At 47.0% G+C, this 16,512-nt stretch carries 16 protein-coding genes; 3 read left to right on the plus strand and 13 right to left on the minus strand.

Going from position 1 to position 16,512, the window contains the following annotated elements:
* Positions 1-6 precede the first annotated feature (6 nt).
* The 3 genes from larA (at position 7) to ABFC84_01820 (ending at position 4,089) form a co-directional block, all read left to right on the plus strand.
* On the plus strand, positions 7-1,302 hold the full coding sequence (larA, locus tag ABFC84_01810) for a nickel-dependent lactate racemase (protein MEN6411482.1): 1,296 nt from the start codon (positions 7-9) through the stop codon (positions 1,300-1,302).
* Between the two features lie 42 nt (positions 1,303-1,344).
* On the plus strand, positions 1,345-2,649 hold the full coding sequence (locus ABFC84_01815; protein MEN6411483.1) for an MFS transporter: 1,305 nt from the start codon (positions 1,345-1,347) through the stop codon (positions 2,647-2,649).
* A 162-nt stretch (positions 2,650-2,811) separates the two neighbouring features.
* A complete protein-coding gene (locus ABFC84_01820) occupies positions 2,812-4,089 on the plus strand; it encodes a M20 family metallo-hydrolase (GenBank protein ID MEN6411484.1) in 1,278 nt (425 codons plus the stop codon).
* Between the two features lie 218 nt (positions 4,090-4,307).
* Here ABFC84_01820 and ABFC84_01825 read toward each other — a convergent pair whose 3' ends face one another.
* The 13 genes from ABFC84_01825 to pxpB all read right to left on the minus strand — a co-directional run bounded on the left by ABFC84_01825 (position 4,308) and on the right by pxpB (position 16,451).
* Complete coding sequence (locus ABFC84_01825; protein ID MEN6411485.1) at positions 4,308-4,466, minus strand: hypothetical protein; 159 nt, start codon at positions 4,464-4,466, stop codon at positions 4,308-4,310.
* A gap of 348 nt (positions 4,467-4,814) precedes the next feature.
* Entirely contained in the window at positions 4,815-5,660 is an 846-nt protein-coding gene (locus ABFC84_01830) for a hypothetical protein (protein MEN6411486.1), read from the minus strand.
* Positions 5,661-6,041: 381 nt separating this feature from the next.
* Positions 6,042-7,436 carry an FAD-linked oxidase C-terminal domain-containing protein gene (locus ABFC84_01835; GenBank protein MEN6411487.1) on the minus strand — a complete coding sequence of 465 codons (1,395 nt, stop codon included), beginning with the start codon at positions 7,434-7,436 and terminating at the stop codon, positions 6,042-6,044.
* Positions 7,423-8,730: a (Fe-S)-binding protein gene (locus ABFC84_01840; protein MEN6411488.1), complete on the minus strand. Its 1,308-nt coding sequence runs from the start codon at positions 8,728-8,730 to the stop codon at positions 7,423-7,425. Before ABFC84_01840 ends, ABFC84_01835 begins: the two co-directional genes overlap by 14 nt.
* The gene (locus ABFC84_01845) at positions 8,723-9,886 is read right to left on the minus strand and encodes an FAD-binding oxidoreductase (protein MEN6411489.1); all 1,164 of its coding nucleotides are present in this window, start codon (positions 9,884-9,886) and stop codon (positions 8,723-8,725) included. Before ABFC84_01845 ends, ABFC84_01840 begins: the two co-directional genes overlap by 8 nt.
* A gap of 37 nt (positions 9,887-9,923) precedes the next feature.
* On the minus strand, positions 9,924-10,940 hold the full coding sequence (dmpG, locus tag ABFC84_01850; GenBank protein ID MEN6411490.1) for a 4-hydroxy-2-oxovalerate aldolase: 1,017 nt from the start codon (positions 10,938-10,940) through the stop codon (positions 9,924-9,926).
* A gap of 11 nt (positions 10,941-10,951) precedes the next feature.
* Positions 10,952-11,833, minus strand: a complete 882-nt coding sequence (locus ABFC84_01855) for an acetaldehyde dehydrogenase (acetylating) (protein MEN6411491.1) — start codon at positions 11,831-11,833, stop codon at positions 10,952-10,954.
* A 113-nt stretch (positions 11,834-11,946) separates the two neighbouring features.
* A complete protein-coding gene (locus tag ABFC84_01860) occupies positions 11,947-12,714 on the minus strand; it encodes an IclR family transcriptional regulator (protein MEN6411492.1) in 768 nt (255 codons plus the stop codon).
* Positions 12,715-12,900: 186 nt separating this feature from the next.
* Entirely contained in the window at positions 12,901-13,848 is a 948-nt protein-coding gene (locus ABFC84_01865; protein ID MEN6411493.1) for a bile acid:sodium symporter family protein, read from the minus strand.
* A gap of 229 nt (positions 13,849-14,077) precedes the next feature.
* The gene (locus ABFC84_01870) at positions 14,078-14,302 is read right to left on the minus strand and encodes a hypothetical protein (GenBank protein ID MEN6411494.1); all 225 of its coding nucleotides are present in this window, start codon (positions 14,300-14,302) and stop codon (positions 14,078-14,080) included.
* Positions 14,299-14,460 carry a hypothetical protein gene (locus ABFC84_01875; GenBank protein MEN6411495.1) on the minus strand — a complete coding sequence of 54 codons (162 nt, stop codon included), beginning with the start codon at positions 14,458-14,460 and terminating at the stop codon, positions 14,299-14,301. Before ABFC84_01875 ends, ABFC84_01870 begins: the two co-directional genes overlap by 4 nt.
* A 293-nt stretch (positions 14,461-14,753) precedes the next feature.
* On the minus strand, positions 14,754-15,692 hold the full coding sequence (locus tag ABFC84_01880; protein MEN6411496.1) for a biotin-dependent carboxyltransferase family protein: 939 nt from the start codon (positions 15,690-15,692) through the stop codon (positions 14,754-14,756).
* An 18-nt stretch (positions 15,693-15,710) separates the two neighbouring features.
* Positions 15,711-16,451, minus strand: coding sequence for a 5-oxoprolinase subunit PxpB (gene pxpB / locus ABFC84_01885; protein ID MEN6411497.1), 741 nt, complete (start codon positions 16,449-16,451; stop codon positions 15,711-15,713).
* Between the last annotated feature and the right edge of the window lie 61 nt (positions 16,452-16,512).

A 16,512-nucleotide genomic window follows, 5' to 3' on the forward strand; every position in this document is an offset into this window, starting at 1 on the left:
ATTATAATGAAAAAATTTGAACTCAAGTTAGGCAAACGGGCGGTCAAATTTTCTTTACCGGAAGAAAAAATTATTGATGTCGTAGAAGGAAAAGAGTATCCGCCTATAGTTGATGTTGAAGCGGCTATTAAGGAGGCACTTCGCAATCCTATTGGAACAAAACCACTAAAAGACATCGTGAAAGCCGGCGATAAAGTTGCTGTGGTAGCTAGTGATGTTACCAGGGCTTGGGTTCGTTTTGATATTTTTCTTCCGTATATTCTTAATGAACTGAATGAGGCCGGTGTACCTGACAGCGATATTTTATTAGTTGTAGCGTTGGGTGCTCACCGGATAAATACTCCTGAAGAGCACGTAACCGTATATGGACGGGAAGTCGTAGACAGAGTCAGGATCATTCAAAGTTATGCACCAATTAAGGAAGACTTTACGTATATTGGTACTACTTCGCGCGGGGTGGCGGTAAGCGTTAATAAAGAGATTGTCAAGGCTGACAAGGTGATATTGACCGGGGGAATCGTCTATCACTTAATGGCCGGATTTGGCGGCGGACGTAAATCTATACTTCCGGGAGTATCGGGTTACGCAACTATACAGGGCAATCATAGTTTCTGTTTGAGTGAAGAAATAGGCAAAGGAACTAACCCCAATAGCGTGTCTGGCAAACTTGACGGCAATGCCATGAATGAAGATATGATTGAAATTGCCAAGATGGTCCATCCTGATTTTTTGTTTAATGTTACACAAACTGCTGAGGGAAAGTTTGCCCGTTTTGTCGCCGGTGACTGGTTACAGGCTTGGCTTGAAGGATGCAGAACTATTGAGAAAATTTTTGGCGTTCCTATCAGAGAAAAAGCAGACTTGGTTATTGCCTCCGCCGGCGGCTATCCTAAGGATATTAACTTGTATCAGGCCGATAAAACAATGGATAATGCGGCGATGGCCTGCAAGGACGACGGCGTAATTATTCTCATAATGGAGCTGCCCGACATTAACGAGCCGCCTGATTTCAGCGGTTGGTTTAATTATGAATCGCTGTATGACAGGGAAATGGCATTGCGTAAAGAGTTTACAGTACCGGGGTGGGCCGCTTTGAAAGTAGGCGAGCTGGCACAGAAAGTTCCAAATATTATGGTAACGTTGCCGGGCAACAAAGATTTTGTGGAAAAAGCCGGAATGTTTCCGGTAACAACCATGGAAGAAGCATTGGATTTGGCAGAAAAAAAGCTGGGGCGTAAGGATTATACTATAATGGTTATGCCTTATGCTGCAAATACGGTACCGATTTTAGCAAAAGATTAAATCAAAATCAGGGATCTAATTAAAAATACAGGGGTGAGGAGCATGAGCGCAGAGCAATTAGCGAGTAATATTCCGCAGCAGCGTTGGCTAAGAATTATTCCGCCGGCCATTCTTGTCTATATTTTTGCCTATATGGACAGAGTTAATATTGGATTTGCCATGGCCGGCGGCATGAATGAAGATCTTGGTATGACAGCCTCAATGGCCGGCTTGGCGGCAGGTATATTTTTTATTGGTTACTTGTTTTTGCAGATTCCCGCGGGACATATTGCGGCAGTAGGAAGCGCAAAGAAGTTTATTGCCGGCACTATTATCGTCTGGGGAGCACTTTCTGTTTGTACGGGATTTGTTACCACTACAACTCAACTGCTAGTTTTGAGATTTGCTCTTGGTGTCTCAGAAGGCGGCGTTTTCCCTGCTATGCTGGTCATTATCAGCAAATGGTTTCCTGTGGAAGAACGAGCCAGAGCAAATGCTTTCTTTGTTATGAACCTTGCTATTGCGTCAATAATTACCGGGCCTATATCGGGCTGGATTATAAGTTCTTGGGGCTGGCGGTATGTTTTCATAGTCGAAGGTGCCGTTTCCTTCCTTCTGTTGGCAGCCTGGTGGCCGTTTATTGACGATAAACCTGAAGATTCCAAATGGATATCGGCAGCAGAAAGGGACTATCTGGTAATGCGTCGCGAGCAGGAGCAGGTAAAGGTTCAATCTGCCGGCGCAACGACATCTTATAAGGAAGTTTGGTTTAATAAAAACACTTGGAAAATGATACTGTTCTTTTTCTGCTATATGATTGGCATACTTGGCTATACAATGTGGCTTCCGACTATTTTGAAGCAATTGATGAATACCGGTATGGGGGCAGTAGGGCTTTTTTCAGCCGTTCCTTATATCGCCACAATGATTGGGCAGTATTTGATCGCGAGGAGATCTGATCGTAGTGGTAACCGGCGCGGTTATGTTGCTTTATCTGCATTTGGCTTTGCAGTTTGCTTCTTTATGGTTACTCAGTTTCGCAGTCAGATTTGGGTGTGTTATGCGTTTCTAATTGGCTGCGGCTTCTTCATGCAGGGTTTTGCCGGACCATTCTGGACCATAGCGCCAATGTTATTCGCCCGTAATGTAGTAGGCGGGGCACTGGGACTTATTAACGCTATGGGCAATCTTGGCGGTTTTGTCGGTCCGTTCCTGGTAGGCTGGCTTATTACACAAACTCATAATACCGACGCAGGTTTGTATGCAATGGCGGCTGCCTTAGCGATTGCCTGTCTGACCGCACTTTCGTTTCCGGCAAAAACAGCCGGTAAGAAGACTGAAAACTTGAATGACAGTCAAGTTATTTAGAAATAATTATGTAAATATAAATTCCGCCAATATTTTTGGCGGAATTTATATTTACGGCAGTCAGGAAATTAGAAGCAAAAGCAGTGTGCTGTTCCTTTGAGTAATACAAAAAAATTAACCAATCTTTAGAAAGACAGCAGGTTGGCTTTAGGGGGGATTTTAGTGGTTTGCGAACAAAGGCTAATGAACAATTTTTCATTACTTTCCACAGTTGGACTTGAAAAAGACGGCGGATTTAGCAGGCTTGCTTTTAGCGATACTGATTGGCAAGCTCGGAGAATGATTCTGAAGATGATGGAAACTGCTGGTTTAACGATACGCATTGATGAATTTGGCAATATCATCGGACGAAGGGAAGGTTTGTGCCGTGATAGTTCTGTGGTTATGCTGGGATCACATATAGACAGTGTTCCCCATGGCGGAAACTTTGATGGAATTGTTGGTGTCCTTGGTGCTATAGAAGTAATAAACTGTCTTAAGGATAAGAACATAAAAACCTATCATCCCATTGAAGTGGTTGTTTTTATGGCGGAGGAATCGAGTCGTTTTGGGACGGCAACCTTAGGGAGTAAAGCTTTCTGCGGAGAATTAACTTATAAAGATATTGAGCGTCTTAAAGACCAGCAGGGAATAAGTTTACCGGCAGCATTGCGCAAGCGCGGTCTCATTCCGGAAAATGTAGAGAAAGCTTGCTATGACAAAAAAAATATCAAAGCCTTTTTAGAGCTTCATATTGAGCAGGGAAAGGTACTTGAAACAACAAAAACTACAATTGGAGTAGTCAGCGCCATTGCCGCACCAACTCGCTTGCGCGTAATCATTAGAGGAAACGCAGATCATTCGGGTGCAACTCCCATGTCAATGCGCAAAGATGCCTTAGCAGCAGCTGCTGAGATTATTCTTTTTGTAGAGGCAATTGCTTGTCATTGGGCCGACAAGGGAATTGTCGGTACGACTGGAATGATCAAAGCATATCCGGGAGTTATGAATGTAATACCCGGAGTAGTAGAACTTGGAGTCGATATCCGCGGAACTTGCTATGAAACCAAACAAAAGATGCTGCGGGAACTAAATGAAGCCATTGCTGCTTTAAAATTGAAACGTGACGTAAATATTGAATTCTTAACAATTTCTGATGAGACTCCGGTACAACTATCTAGAGAAATGACTGATTTTTTAAGCACAAAATGCAGTGAAAATTCTTATTCCTATAAGGTAATGCCAAGTGGCGCCGGTCATGATTCAATGCACCTTGCGGCATATACACACACCGGAATGTTATTTATCCCTTGCCGCGGAGGAATCAGTCACAATCCGGCTGAATGGGCTGATACAAAAGACATAGTTGCTGGAACGCATATATTGCTAACAAGTATTATTGATTTAGCGGAAAAATCTTTTATATGGAAGACTGAAGATTATTGTACAACCAGGAAATGAAGCAGGAAACAGCAGCAAATAAGACCCGTAAAGATTTTTCCCCCAGGAGATTACGCTTTGGATGAAATATGAGACGGGGAAAGAGCTGATTTAAGCTGAATCCTCTGCTGCCTAAAACCGAAAGCCAGCCCTGCTCAGTGGATTCTCCCACTGCAGCGAGCTGGCTTTCCGGTCTTTTCTATCCGATTCAATTGTCGACTGCTCCTCCTGGCGTTTTTTTAGAATGCAAGGGAAACTAACGCGATAACAAAGAGAACCGCAACACCCAGGGCACCCATGTCAAAAGCCACTCTCCAGCCTCTTCTGACAATGTCGTCGGCAACTGCGTCCTTGCTCCAGTTGCTGCCTGCCATTCTCACACTCATGCTGTTTGCCATATGAACTCCTCCTTTCGATTCCATTGTAAACCGCCGAAAGCAGGAAGTAAAATATATGTTACTTATCCTCACCATGGCCATAATGCATAGCAACTGCAGCGCTATATCCTAGCAGTCCGCCGTCGCTTTATGCCCTAGTGCTCCCTTGAAACCACAAAGCGGACAGGCTGCCAAACAGCCTGTCCGCTTTGCGCTATCAGCACGAATATATTGGGTTTAAAACGATCAGGGAACCCAGTCAAAGGGACCAGAAGAGTCCCGTCCGCAGCCATACCGGCCACAGGAACACTCCGGAATGGTCAGAATCCGCCGATTGCCTGCTGGATTCCGGGCAGCCATTAGTAAATATCATTTACTCGGCGTTTGGGGCGCCGGGGTGCATCTTTCACATGGCACCCTGGTTTGACAAAGGCCGCAGCTCGGCGTCGTAACGCCATAGTCTTCATTGACTGCCGGCATGACTTTCGTGCGGGTGTAATGAAAACAAAGGTCTTTATTATGCCCGTCTTTTGAAATGGCTCCTGCCGGACAACGTTTGATGCAGGCGCCGCATTTTTTTGAATTATAGTATAAGCAGTAATCGTATATACCATGATAGGGCCGCGGCGTCGGCTCAAGTACCAGCTCGGTTATGACACTGCCGCAGCGATGGGCGATGCCCCGCGTGGTAATCAGCCCGTCATTCAAACTAAATGTCCCCAGTCCGGCGGCATAAGCCGCATGTCGTTCAGACCAGTTGGAAGCATGGCCGAGATGCTCCGAATAAACCCGCCTCCATCGGCTGTCAAGAGAAGGAGCAACACTTAAAAACCCTGTCTCAGTCAGAAATTTTACCACATGGTCGGCAAGCGCATGGTTGAATTGTTCGCCGTAAAATCTGGTATGGGCCCATTCCCGGGAGGGAAGCAACATTTCCTGCCGGTTGCTTGCCAACACCGTCGCATGAATGGGCAGCACCCAGCTAATGACAGTTCCTCGGCGGGGTAAAGGCGATCTGTCTTCTGTGTCAAGCCATTCGGCCGGCAATACATAGAAATCGCCAATCTGCTCTTTGTACTCTGAAAAAATTGGGTCTTGTAGACTGGCAAAACCAATCAAAGGCTGGTCAAAATAGGGAAACCGGCCGTCCTGACTCCGATTCAAGGACGACGAACTCACGAATGCCTGAATTTCCTTAACAACTGCCTCTTTCAACCTTTTCACCTCATCCATAACAAAAAATAGAATTCACTCTGGAGGTTGTGGTATATATTCGTTAAAAAAAGGTGAAACCCTTCCTAAACAGGACCGCTCATTTTGCTTCGCAACGGGCATGAAATAAATTCACAACGTATCATGAAAGAACATCTGGGAGACTCCAAAGATCGCCATGTCGCTATCGCTCCTCGCGATGACAGAATGGGTGATTTGTCATTGCGAACGCAGCGAAGCGGAGTATGGCAATCTCAGATACACTGGCCTTTCTTCTTTAATACTGACTGAGACATGGCTTATATTTGCCATGTTTCTTAAAATACCCGGCATAGGAGCCCCCCGCACCAGGTAAATAACTTACTCAAATTCTACCTGTTTTTTTTAATGAAGCACACCTTCATAAAAGAATATCTTCCCGGGATTCAATAGTCCGTGGGGATCAACAGACCGCTTTATTTCTTGCCCCAGTTTGTAACCTATCTCGCCGGTTTCAGCCCGGAGGTAAGGTGCTTTGGCGAAACCAATTCCGTGTTCACCACTAAGAGTGCCGCCCAGTTCAAGCGTAATGATATGCACGTCGTGCAGCGCTTTTTCCGCCCGCTCTTTCTGATCCTTATTCCGTTTATCGAACATGATGGTCGGGTGCATATTGCCATCCCCGGCATGACCGCAAATAAAAATCGGTACATCATACTTCTTCTGAACTTCAAGCACCCTGCCGACAAGAACAGGAACCAAACTGCGGGGGACTGTCGCGTCCTCGGCAAACTTACAGGGAGCCACCTGGCCAAAGGCCGGATTGATGGATCGCCGCGCCAGCCACAGTTCTTCGGCCTCTGCCGCGTTTTGGGCCATCTTCACCTCGCTGGCACCGCATTTCTTGCAGATTTCGCTGACATGGTCGGCATCTTCTTCGACTGTGGACTGCACACCGTCCACTTCGATCAGCAATAACCCGCCGGCTTGTACCGGCAAGCCGATTTTAAGATAGTTTTCTACCGATACAATGCTTAAGTTATCCATGATTTCCAGTGTTGTCGGAATAATTCCCGACGCCATGGTAACGCTTACCGTTTTCGCCGCATCCTCCAGGCGGTCATAAACGGCCATTAAAGTTTTCTTTACCGGTGGGATAGGCACCAGCCGCAGAGTAATGCTTACAATAACGCCAAGGGTTCCTTCCGAACCGGTAAACAACATGGTCCAGTCAGGGCCGGCCATGTCGCCATCCACCTCGTTGCCGGTTTTAACGATAGTCCCGTCCGCTAAAACAGCTTCGACCCCCAAAACGAAGTTGCGGGTGATTCCATATTTAACTCCTTTCGGTCCGCCGGCGCACTCTGAAATATTGCCGCCCAATGTTGATTCTTTCATGCTGGATGGATCCGGCGGATAAAGCAAACCGACCTGATTCGCCGCCGAGGCCAGGGAAAATGTGATAACCCCCGGCTCAACCACCGCAACTTTATTGACGGCATCCACCTTTAGAATCCGATTCATTCGGGTCATTTCGAGAACAATGCCGCCCTTCAACGGAATTGGCCCGCCTGACAGGCAGGTTCCCGCACCGCGGCAGGTTACCGGAAGGTTGTGACGGCCTGCGATTTTTACGATTTGTACAACTTCGTCCCGATTTCCTGGCTGGACGACAGCTTCCGGTCTGGAATGAAACATGGTGGCATCATTGGAATATATGATTAAATCCTCCGCCGAATCCATTACATGTTTTGCACCGACTACCGCGCTTAATTCCTGAATCACTTCAGCTGTTAACATGCTTCCCCTCCTTTCGGCCGGCTTCATATGCCATCTGGATGACCTCTGCCGTATGCAGCACTTCCACGGCACTCTTCCTTTGCGTCAAACCATCGGTTATATGCATGCGGCACGAAGAGCAGCCTGTAACCAAATAATCCATTCCGGTGTCTTCAATATTGTCCAGTTTCTTATCATTGATTTTACGGGAAAGTTCATAGTAAACGGCACTGAAGCTCCCTCCGGCTCCACAGCAGCGGCTGGCATCTTTCATTTCCATAAACTCCAGTCCGGGAATGGCCTTAAGAATTTCCCGTGGTTCAGCCGACACATTCATACCCCGTACCAAATGGCAGGGATCATGATAAGTGACCCTGATCGGCAGATTCCCCAGCTTTGTTAGATCACAATGACGGAGGACAAACTGGGATATGTCAAAAACATGGGTGGAAATTCCTTGCCATGTCTTAAGCAGGGGTGAGTCGCCTAAAACATGCTCATATTCGTATTTCAATGCTGCCCCGCAGGAAGCGCACGCAGTTACAATATGGTCATAGTCTTCGGCGCGGATTGCCTTGATATTTTGTTCAGCCAGAAACCGTCCGGTTTCAACATCGCCTGATGTAAAAGCCGGTGTACCGCAGCAGCACTGTTTCTCCGGGATTACAACATCCCAGCCGTTTTCTGTCAGGATACCGACAACGGCTTCCCCGGACTCCGGATACATGTAGTTCAGCATACAGCCGGTGAAAAACAGCACCCGTCCTTTACCGGCCGCCGTTCTTGCTTTAATAAACTTTGGCAGGCGTACCCGCAGCGGATTCGCGGTCATGTCCGGTATAATCCGCCGCTGGTTCAGGCCCGCTCCCGGCAGCAGAATGCGGGGAACCCGTCCTCGCCCTTCCGGCAGTTTCTTAAAGATCAGGCTTTGAAACAGCGCTCCGGTCCGTAGACCAAGATCAAAGAGTTTCCGGTAGCGCAGACCGGTAAAGGCTAATTTTTTCATTGGCGACAAACCATTCCGCTCGACTGCCGCCGCCCGTCCCTCCATGATGACTTTGTCGGTGGCGACGCCTGAGCCGCAATGCGCCTTACAGGCTTTGCAGAGAAGACACTTTTCAAAGCGTTTCTGCACACCCGGCGTCAGTTCAATATCGTCTTCCAGAACAGCCTCCATTAAGCGGTTCTTACTGCGGGCTGTAGTATTCTCATTGTTTTCGGCCAGAAATACCGGGCAAATTGACCGGCAGGTCCCGCAGCGGCTGCATTTAACAATTTCCTGTTCAATGAATCGGCGTCTTCCCTGATTATTCATCCTGCACCTCCGCCAGTCTGTTAAAGAGCAGCGCCGGATCCAGCCGCTGTTTAAAGTTTCTCTCCAACAGGACTAAACTTCCGGTTCCGCCGGTACTATACAGCCGCTCATATTTTCCGCTGGCCGATCCGCCGAGAGCCTGTGCTTTGTCTTGCAGCCTGGCAATAAAGCTTGTGATTCTGGAATCGGTCTTTTTTACATACAGGTTGATTTTGCCGTCTGCCAGTTGGCCGAATAAACCGCCTTCCCAGTTATATTCTTCCATCGCTTTCTTTACCGCAGTAGAAAATTGCTTCATAACCGGATAGGGAATTTTAAATTCATCAACTAACCAAAAGCCATCTGCCCTTGTTTCCAGACAGGACATCTCCGGGAGCTCGCTCCCGGCCGTTAGCAGGGCGGCGTTATAGGCTGCCAGCATCTGATCGACGGCTGCCGCATAATCGTACACTTCGACCCGATTGCCATCCAGTTCAAAGATAATGCGCTCCCCCTGCTGTCTTGACCCGAAAAGTTTCATGCCGGATGCTGAATCAGCCCAATATAGCCAGGCCGGCGGCACCGGACGTGACTGTAAGTCAGCAATCAGGTTAACGGCTTGCTCCAACGAAGCAACCTCAATATCATACCGTTTTCGGCAGGCAGGCTGCGGCATCAGCTTTAATACAAACTGAACGCCTACCGCTAAATCGGCATAAGCACCGGTTAAGAATCGGGTTAAGTCATAGCCGCTCACATTTTTAATACATCTGCCGCCTACGGTAGCTGCTTCCCCATTTGGAAATACGTATCCGGATCCCAGTAGAAAATGCTTGCCTGCCCCGTATTTCCAGGATAGCAGATTCGGACATCCCCGGTATGCCCATTCACCGACACTAAGATCAGCTATGGACGGAGAATCCGCCGGTATAAAGCGAAGCCCTTTTGCCGCCGCTGTTCGGTTTAATTCGCCCAGCGTGATTCCCGGCGGCACAATAGCCATCAAGTTATCTACGTCAAAGACTTCGATGTCATTCCATTGGCTTAGATCCAGACAGATCCCCTGCTTGTGAGACTGACGGTACAAATAAACCGGAGTCTTTGCCTGCTGTGCCTGCCGGAACACCTCCTGGAGCTGTTCGACACCAGAAACAGCAATGCTTCTAGTATCTCCCATTGCCATCCACCCCCTTCACTGTATTATCGTATTTTAACTACTTTGCTTGTTTGGCAATGTCCAATGCCACATCCAAAATCATGTCCTCCTGACCGCCTACCATCTTCCGCCGTCCCAGTTCAACCAGAATATCCCGCGTATCAACACCATATCTGGCAGACGCTCTTTCTGCATGGAGCAGGAAGCTGGAGTACACCCCGGCATATCCGATCATAAGAGATTTACCGTCAACCTGTACCGGATGTGTCATCCGCGGACGAACTAAATGATCAGCGGCATCCGATATCTTATATAAATCGGCTCCAATATTGATGCCCAGCTTATTGCAGACAGCTACAAAGGGCTCTGCCGGCGTATTGCCCGCACCCGCCCCTAAGCCAGCTAAGGCTACGTCGATCCGGTCCGCGCCGGCTTCAATTGCCACAATACTGTTCGCTACTGCTAAGGAAAGATTTTGATGGGCATGAAATCCGATCTGAACATCCGCCGGCAGTGCTTCGCGTAAAGCAGTGATGCGCGCCTTTACGCCATCAGGGGTAAGGTTGCCTGCCGAATCGGTTGAATACACACAATGGGCACCGTAGGAAGCCATTAATTGTGCCTGTTTAACAAGCTCTTCCGGCGGTATCATATGCGACATCATCAGGAAACCTACTGTATCAAGACCGTTTTCCCTGGCAAAAGAAATATGCTGCGCTGAAACATCGGCTTCGGTGCAATGGGTGCAAACCCGTACTGTTTTAATTCCGTATTGCATAGCTTCCTTCAAATCTTCGATTGTACCGATTCCGGGAATAAGCAATACCGAAAGTTTGGCATTTTTAATTTGCGGTGCAACGGCTGCCAAATATTCGGCGTCAGTATTTTTCGCCAAGCCATACTGCAGTGAATTTCCGCCCAAACCGTCGCCATGCGTGACTTCAATAATATCCATGCCTGCTTCATCAAGCGACTTGGCAATAATCGCCATATCTTCAGCCGAGAACTGATGCGCCATGGCATGCATTCCGTCACGCATCGTAACGTCAGTTAAAATAATTTTTTTATTATTCATTATTATCCCTCCTATTTAACGCCAAAGCGTTCTGCTGCCATTGCTTCTGCCACGCAGACAGCGGCACAATTCATAATATCCAGATTGCCGGAGTATTTGGGCAGGAAATCGCCCAAACCTTCTACTTCAATAAAAACAGTGACCCGATTGCCGTCAAATTGCGGTTCGTGTTTCAAACGATAGCCGGGTACGTACCGCTGAACCTGTTTGACTATCTTGTCAATGGATTCAGCAACAGCCTTTTCTACCTCCGGTCCCTCTTGTTCCATCAGACAGCGTACGGTGTCACGCATATTAATCGGTGGCTCAGCCGGATTCAAAACAATAATGGCTTTACCCTTTTTGGCTCCGGCAACTGCGACTTGCGCCTTGCCGGTTGTTTCAGTAAATTCATCAATATTGGCCCGAGTTCCGGGGCCGGCTGATTTGCTGGAAATCGTTGCAACAATCTCGGCATAGCTGACAGGAACAACTTGGCTGATCGCGTAGGTAATCGGTACCGTCGCCTGACCGCCACAGGTAACCATATTAACATTATCAACTTTTAGCGCATCCTTGATATTAACAGAAGGAATAACAAACGGCCCAACTGCAGCCGGAGTTAAATCAATTGCAATCTTCCCGAGTTCGCGGTAGACAGGCGCATTTGCGATATGGGCACCCGCACTGGTCGAATCAAAAATAATATCAAATAAATCAGCGTATTCGCGAACCGCTTCAATGCTCTTATGGGAAACAAGCAAACCCTCATTCTTAGCCCGCTGTAAACCCGTCGAATTAGGATCAATACCGATCATGATTTTTGGTTCAAGCACCTTGCTGCGCTTTAATTTGTACATCAGATCTGTTCCGATATTTCCCGAGCCCATAATTGCTACTCGTACCTTATTCAATATAGTCGCCTCCCAAAAATTATATAGAAAAGTTTAAAGTTCTTATAATTCTATAATATAGAATTATGTTCTTGCATCTACGCAAATTACAACTGCTGCCTTGATTCTTAGGATTAGAGTCTATAACCCAGCCGACGAGAAATTTCCGCCGCGGCTTTCCGTACAACCGCAACCAGTTCCTCCATTCGCGCATCATTCAGCCGCGCAGAAGGTCCTGCCACGCTAATGGCTGCCACTGCTTTGCCGTTAAAATCAAAGATCGGTGCTGCCACACAGTTGAGACCGATTTCGTTTTCCTCTTTATCAAAGGCATACCCTTGTTTTCGCACCTGCTCCAAATGTGCAATCAGTTCTTCTCTGTTGCTAATGGTATATTTCGTTACTTGGTGTAACTCAGGCGGTAGAATTTCACGTAATTCCTCATTGCTTTTATCAGCCAGCAGCACTTTACCCACACCGGTTACATAAGCCGGAAATCTCATGCCGATCGAGGTAAAAACCTGAAACGATCTGTGGGAAGTGCACTTATCAATGTAAACCACATCCGTCTCGCGAAGTATTACCAGATGAACGGTTTCACCAACTTGCTCGCAAAGTTCTTGTATAACAGGGCTGGCAACCGAACGTATCTCCAGACGATCAAGCAGCCTGTGGGATAGAACCAGCAAGTGCATTCCCAGACGATATTTGCCTCTTTCCTCATCCTGTTCCACCATTCCGTAATGCTTTAGCGTATTGAGTATCCCATGCAATGTACTTTTATTTAAATTCAGTTCAGCGGCAATCGCATTCAACGTAAGCTCCGGCGAATTTGCGGTAAAGCAATTCAAAATCTGAATCGCTCTCTCAATAGACTGAACCATAATACCCTGTTGTGCCACAACATCATCTCCTTGAACAATTTGTATCTTAACTAAACATAAAGAATTGCTCTGACTGAGATTTCGCGGCCTTTAAGGTAGTTTCCTCTTCTGTAATCTAAATTATAAAAACTTATTTAAAAATTTTAGATTACACCATTTTTGCAAAAGACGCATGCTCTTCGCGTTCCGCTTTTAATTTTTCGATTACACCGTCTTACCAAGCGCTTGCCCTTCGCGTTCGGCTTTCCGCCCCCAGTAAGTTGCAAGTGCCGATCCTGTAAGGTTATGCCAAACGCTGAATATTGCCCCCGGAATGGCAGCAATCGGATCAAGGTACGCAAGCGCCAAGGTCATGGCCAAACCTGAATTCTCCATGCCGATTTCGAATGTTATGCCTTTGGCCTGGAAGAGATTCATCCCTGCTGCACGGGAACCTAGATACCCCAGTAGCAGACCAACAGCGTTATGCATTGCTACCGCTACGAAAGCCATTACCGCAACGCTTGCCAAACGGTTAGCGTTAACCGCCGTGCCGGCAATGATAATCAAAAGAAGCATAAAAGTCGATAGTCCCGGCAGGTAAGGCTTTATTTTATCAATAGTTTTTGTCGCCCCCATATTGAACGCAATACCTAGACCTACCGGCAGAAGAACCATCTTAGCGATGTCAACCAGCATTGCGCCGGCGTTGACCGGAACGATAGATCCTGCTAACAGCAGAAACATGGCAGGTGTAATGAATGGCGCCAAAACCGTATTGAAGCTGGATACTGTAATGGAAAGCGCAGTATCCCCGCGGGACAGAAACGTCATAACATTCGATGCGACTCCACTCGGACAACAGCCTACCAAGATTAATCCGGCTGCCAACGCCGGCGGAAGGCCCAGGGCCTTGGCTACACCAAAACCGACAAACGGCATAATCATATAGCGCAAAATGATTCCCGCTATAACATTTTTCGGTTGTTTGAAGACAAGTTTAAAATCATCCAACTTCATGGTAAGTCCCATAAACAACATCACCGCGCCAAGGAAATACGGAACATACTTAGGTAATACTTTGAACGGTTCCGGAGAAGTATACGACAGCAACACAAAAAGGATAATCCAAACAGGGAAAAATCTTGTAAGAATACCGAACAATTTTAACATAACTCCACTTCCTTTCTTTTTTTGATTACCACCTACATACTGATGCCTGTCTCCCACCTTTCCATTTATTCTATATTATAGAACTCAATTCTTATACTGGTGTAAAAAATAATGACTTAACCTAAACAATCTTTTATTATAAAGCCATGCCATTATTCTATATAATAGTATTTAATTCTATAATATAGTATCTATTGCAAAATTTCTCCGTTCTTTTTGAAATTCCTGCTTAAAATTTATAGTTATTAAAAAATTTTAATATATTTTCTTGGTTAATTCTCAAGCTCCGTTTCGCGGGAACATCCGACTTCGAAAGATATTCCCGCAGTAAGGCAGCGACGATCTGATATGAGCGAGACAGCTTATCCTGCAAGTTGTCTGCCGGTAAATTGCCAACGATTAGGGGATCGTAAAACACAATAACACTGGAAAATGCCGGTGCGTATTCGATCATTCCGGGGAAAGGATGATTCTCCAGATAATCGGCAAAGGCTTGACCTTCCGCTGGCTATCCGGATGAATGCATTTCCCGAATTCAACTACGATGGTTGCTTCTCCCCCGGGAAACATTTCAATGTTGTATTTAGTATTTCCCGTACCAAATTGTTCCAATATATCACCTCATTAAGCACTAAAACTTTCTCCTAAATCACAATTCAGATCAACTTGATCCATCATTCCTCCACTCTTCGCATTATCCAACAGATAAAAAAGTGCCTCAAACAAAGCTTATCTTTGTTTGAAGCACCTTTGCTCCAATAAAAGTTTTTTAATTTCAACTTCTATTTATTATTTATCATATCACTGAACGAAGAGGAGGTAAAATTGAAAAATCAAATAGGACTATTCATTTTTTTGCAAGTGGTTAAACAACAAATTTCGCTATTTGTCGGCAGCAGACTGAATCACCTAACCTGCGCTGCTATTTCCCGATACCATTGCTGTTCCTCTTTTAAAGCGTCAACCGCTTCCTCTTTCGTAACGCAGGTAAAACGAACCCTGTCATCCGGCTTTGCCTGAGCCAGTTTGGCTAAATCCACCTGAATCACATAGCCCAGCTTGGCAAAACCGCGGGTAGTCCCATGATCAGCCGCGACAATATACGGCATACCGTATGAAGGAATTTGAATTGCCCCCAAACCGACGGCATCTGATACAATATCCGCCTTACCAATCATTGAAATTTTCGGCCCGGTAAGCTGATAATTCACCCGGTCGGAGGAAGCGGCAATCGTATAAGTAGCGGCAAAAAAGGTATGCATTGCCGTCTTGGCAAACAAATTGTCCTGGGGGCCAAGAATCACCCGCAACGTATATTCCGCACCATAGTGGGGAACATACTGAGCCGGCAGTTTATGCAAAACCGCTTTTGCTTCACTGTCCCGGCCGGCATACAGAACATCACCCTGGCGCAGCGTTCTGCCCTCGTAACCGCCGATTTTGGCGCCGGTATACGTCGATCTGCTTCCCAGCACGACGGGAACATCAATTCCGCCGCGTACAGCCAAATAAGCCCGGTAACCGGCTGTAGCTGCACTAAATCGAAGTTCGCCCTTTGGCGGAACCAGCAAAGACAACCAATTGTCAATCGGCCTGCCATTGACCTTCCCCTGCATATCTGCGCCGCAAACAGCAATAAGCTGCTCCTCATCGAACTTGAATGCTGCGCCCACCCCGGTCATCTCAATCACCGCCGCGCTTTCCTTGTTTCCGGCCAGCAGATTGGCAACCCGCCGGGCATAGCAGTCCATAGCGCCGGCAACCGGCATGCCCCAGGCCTGATAACCCCAGCGGCCTCCGTCCTGTATCGTTGTAAAGTCGCCTTGTTGGATGACTGTAATCATGCCGCATCGCCTCCCGTATCACCTATGGCTGACTTGGGGTTTATAGATTCCTGCCGCCACTTCCCGGCGAATTTTGAAATATTCATCCAGTTCAATAGCAACAAATTGTACATAGTCGCCGGCCGCGACTAAAAAAGGGTTGCTTTGCTGCGGATCAAAGGCTTTCAGCGGAGTGCGCCCGATCAGCCACCATTCTCCCGGACTTTCACTGGGATAAAACCCGGTCTGATTGCCGCCTATGCCCACTGATCCCGCCGGGACATTCATCCGGGGCTTTTCCTGCCGGGGTACTACCAGCTGCTCTTGCAGACCGCCCAAATAAGGAAATCCGGGCGTAAACCCCAGCATATAAACCAGGTAAGGCTTTGAAGTATGAACTTTTATGACTTCCCTCAAGGATAAGCCGGCATACCGCGCCACATATTCCAGATCAGGCCCCAGAACACCGCCATAACAAACCGGAACATGAACAATAACAGACGATAAGGTTTCCAGCTCTCGGGGCTTGATATCGCTGAGAATTTTTTTTACAAACCGGGACAAGTTCTGTTGGGTAATTATCAGAGGGTCAAAATAAACAGTAACCGACCGGTAAGTCGGTACTACTTCCACTATGCCCGGAATTGTATCGGCAATAATCAGCCGCGTGAATTGCTGGACTAAAAGGTTAATTTTCGGAGAAATTACACTGCCAAATTCAACTACTAAGCCATGTTCACCGGCAACAAGCAGTTTAACGTCAGCTAAGAAGTTATTCATCAAACAGCTCCACTCACTTTATCCGAATTTTCCCTGCAACAAAGCTCGGTGCAATCAGCAA

It is taken from the genome of Veillonellales bacterium (assembly GCA_039680175.1).
Lineage (GTDB): Bacteria > Bacillota > Negativicutes > JAAYSF01 > JAAYSF01 > JBDKTO01.

Coding starts and splice junctions, on each gene's coding strand:
- larA (MEN6411482.1), top strand. CDS start 7: ATGAAAAAATTTGAACTCAAGTTAGGCAAACGGGCGGTCAAATTTTCT.
- ABFC84_01815 (MEN6411483.1), top strand. CDS start 1,345: ATGAGCGCAGAGCAATTAGCGAGTAATATTCCGCAGCAGCGTTGGCTA.
- ABFC84_01825 (MEN6411485.1), bottom strand. CDS start 4,466: ATGGCAAACAGCATGAGTGTGAGAATGGCAGGCAGCAACTGGAGCAAG.
- ABFC84_01835 (MEN6411487.1), bottom strand. CDS start 7,436: ATGTTAACAGCTGAAGTGATTCAGGAATTAAGCGCGGTAGTCGGTGCA.
- ABFC84_01840 (MEN6411488.1), bottom strand. CDS start 8,730: ATGAATAATCAGGGAAGACGCCGATTCATTGAACAGGAAATTGTTAAA.
- ABFC84_01845 (MEN6411489.1), bottom strand. CDS start 9,886: ATGGGAGATACTAGAAGCATTGCTGTTTCTGGTGTCGAACAGCTCCAG.
- dmpG (MEN6411490.1), bottom strand. CDS start 10,940: ATGAATAATAAAAAAATTATTTTAACTGACGTTACGATGCGTGACGGA.
- ABFC84_01865 (MEN6411493.1), bottom strand. CDS start 13,848: ATGTTAAAATTGTTCGGTATTCTTACAAGATTTTTCCCTGTTTGGATT.
- ABFC84_01870 (MEN6411494.1), bottom strand. CDS start 14,302: ATGATCGAATACGCACCGGCATTTTCCAGTGTTATTGTGTTTTACGAT.
- ABFC84_01880 (MEN6411496.1), bottom strand. CDS start 15,692: ATGATTACAGTCATCCAACAAGGCGACTTTACAACGATACAGGACGGA.
- pxpB (MEN6411497.1), bottom strand. CDS start 16,451: ATGAATAACTTCTTAGCTGACGTTAAACTGCTTGTTGCCGGTGAACAT.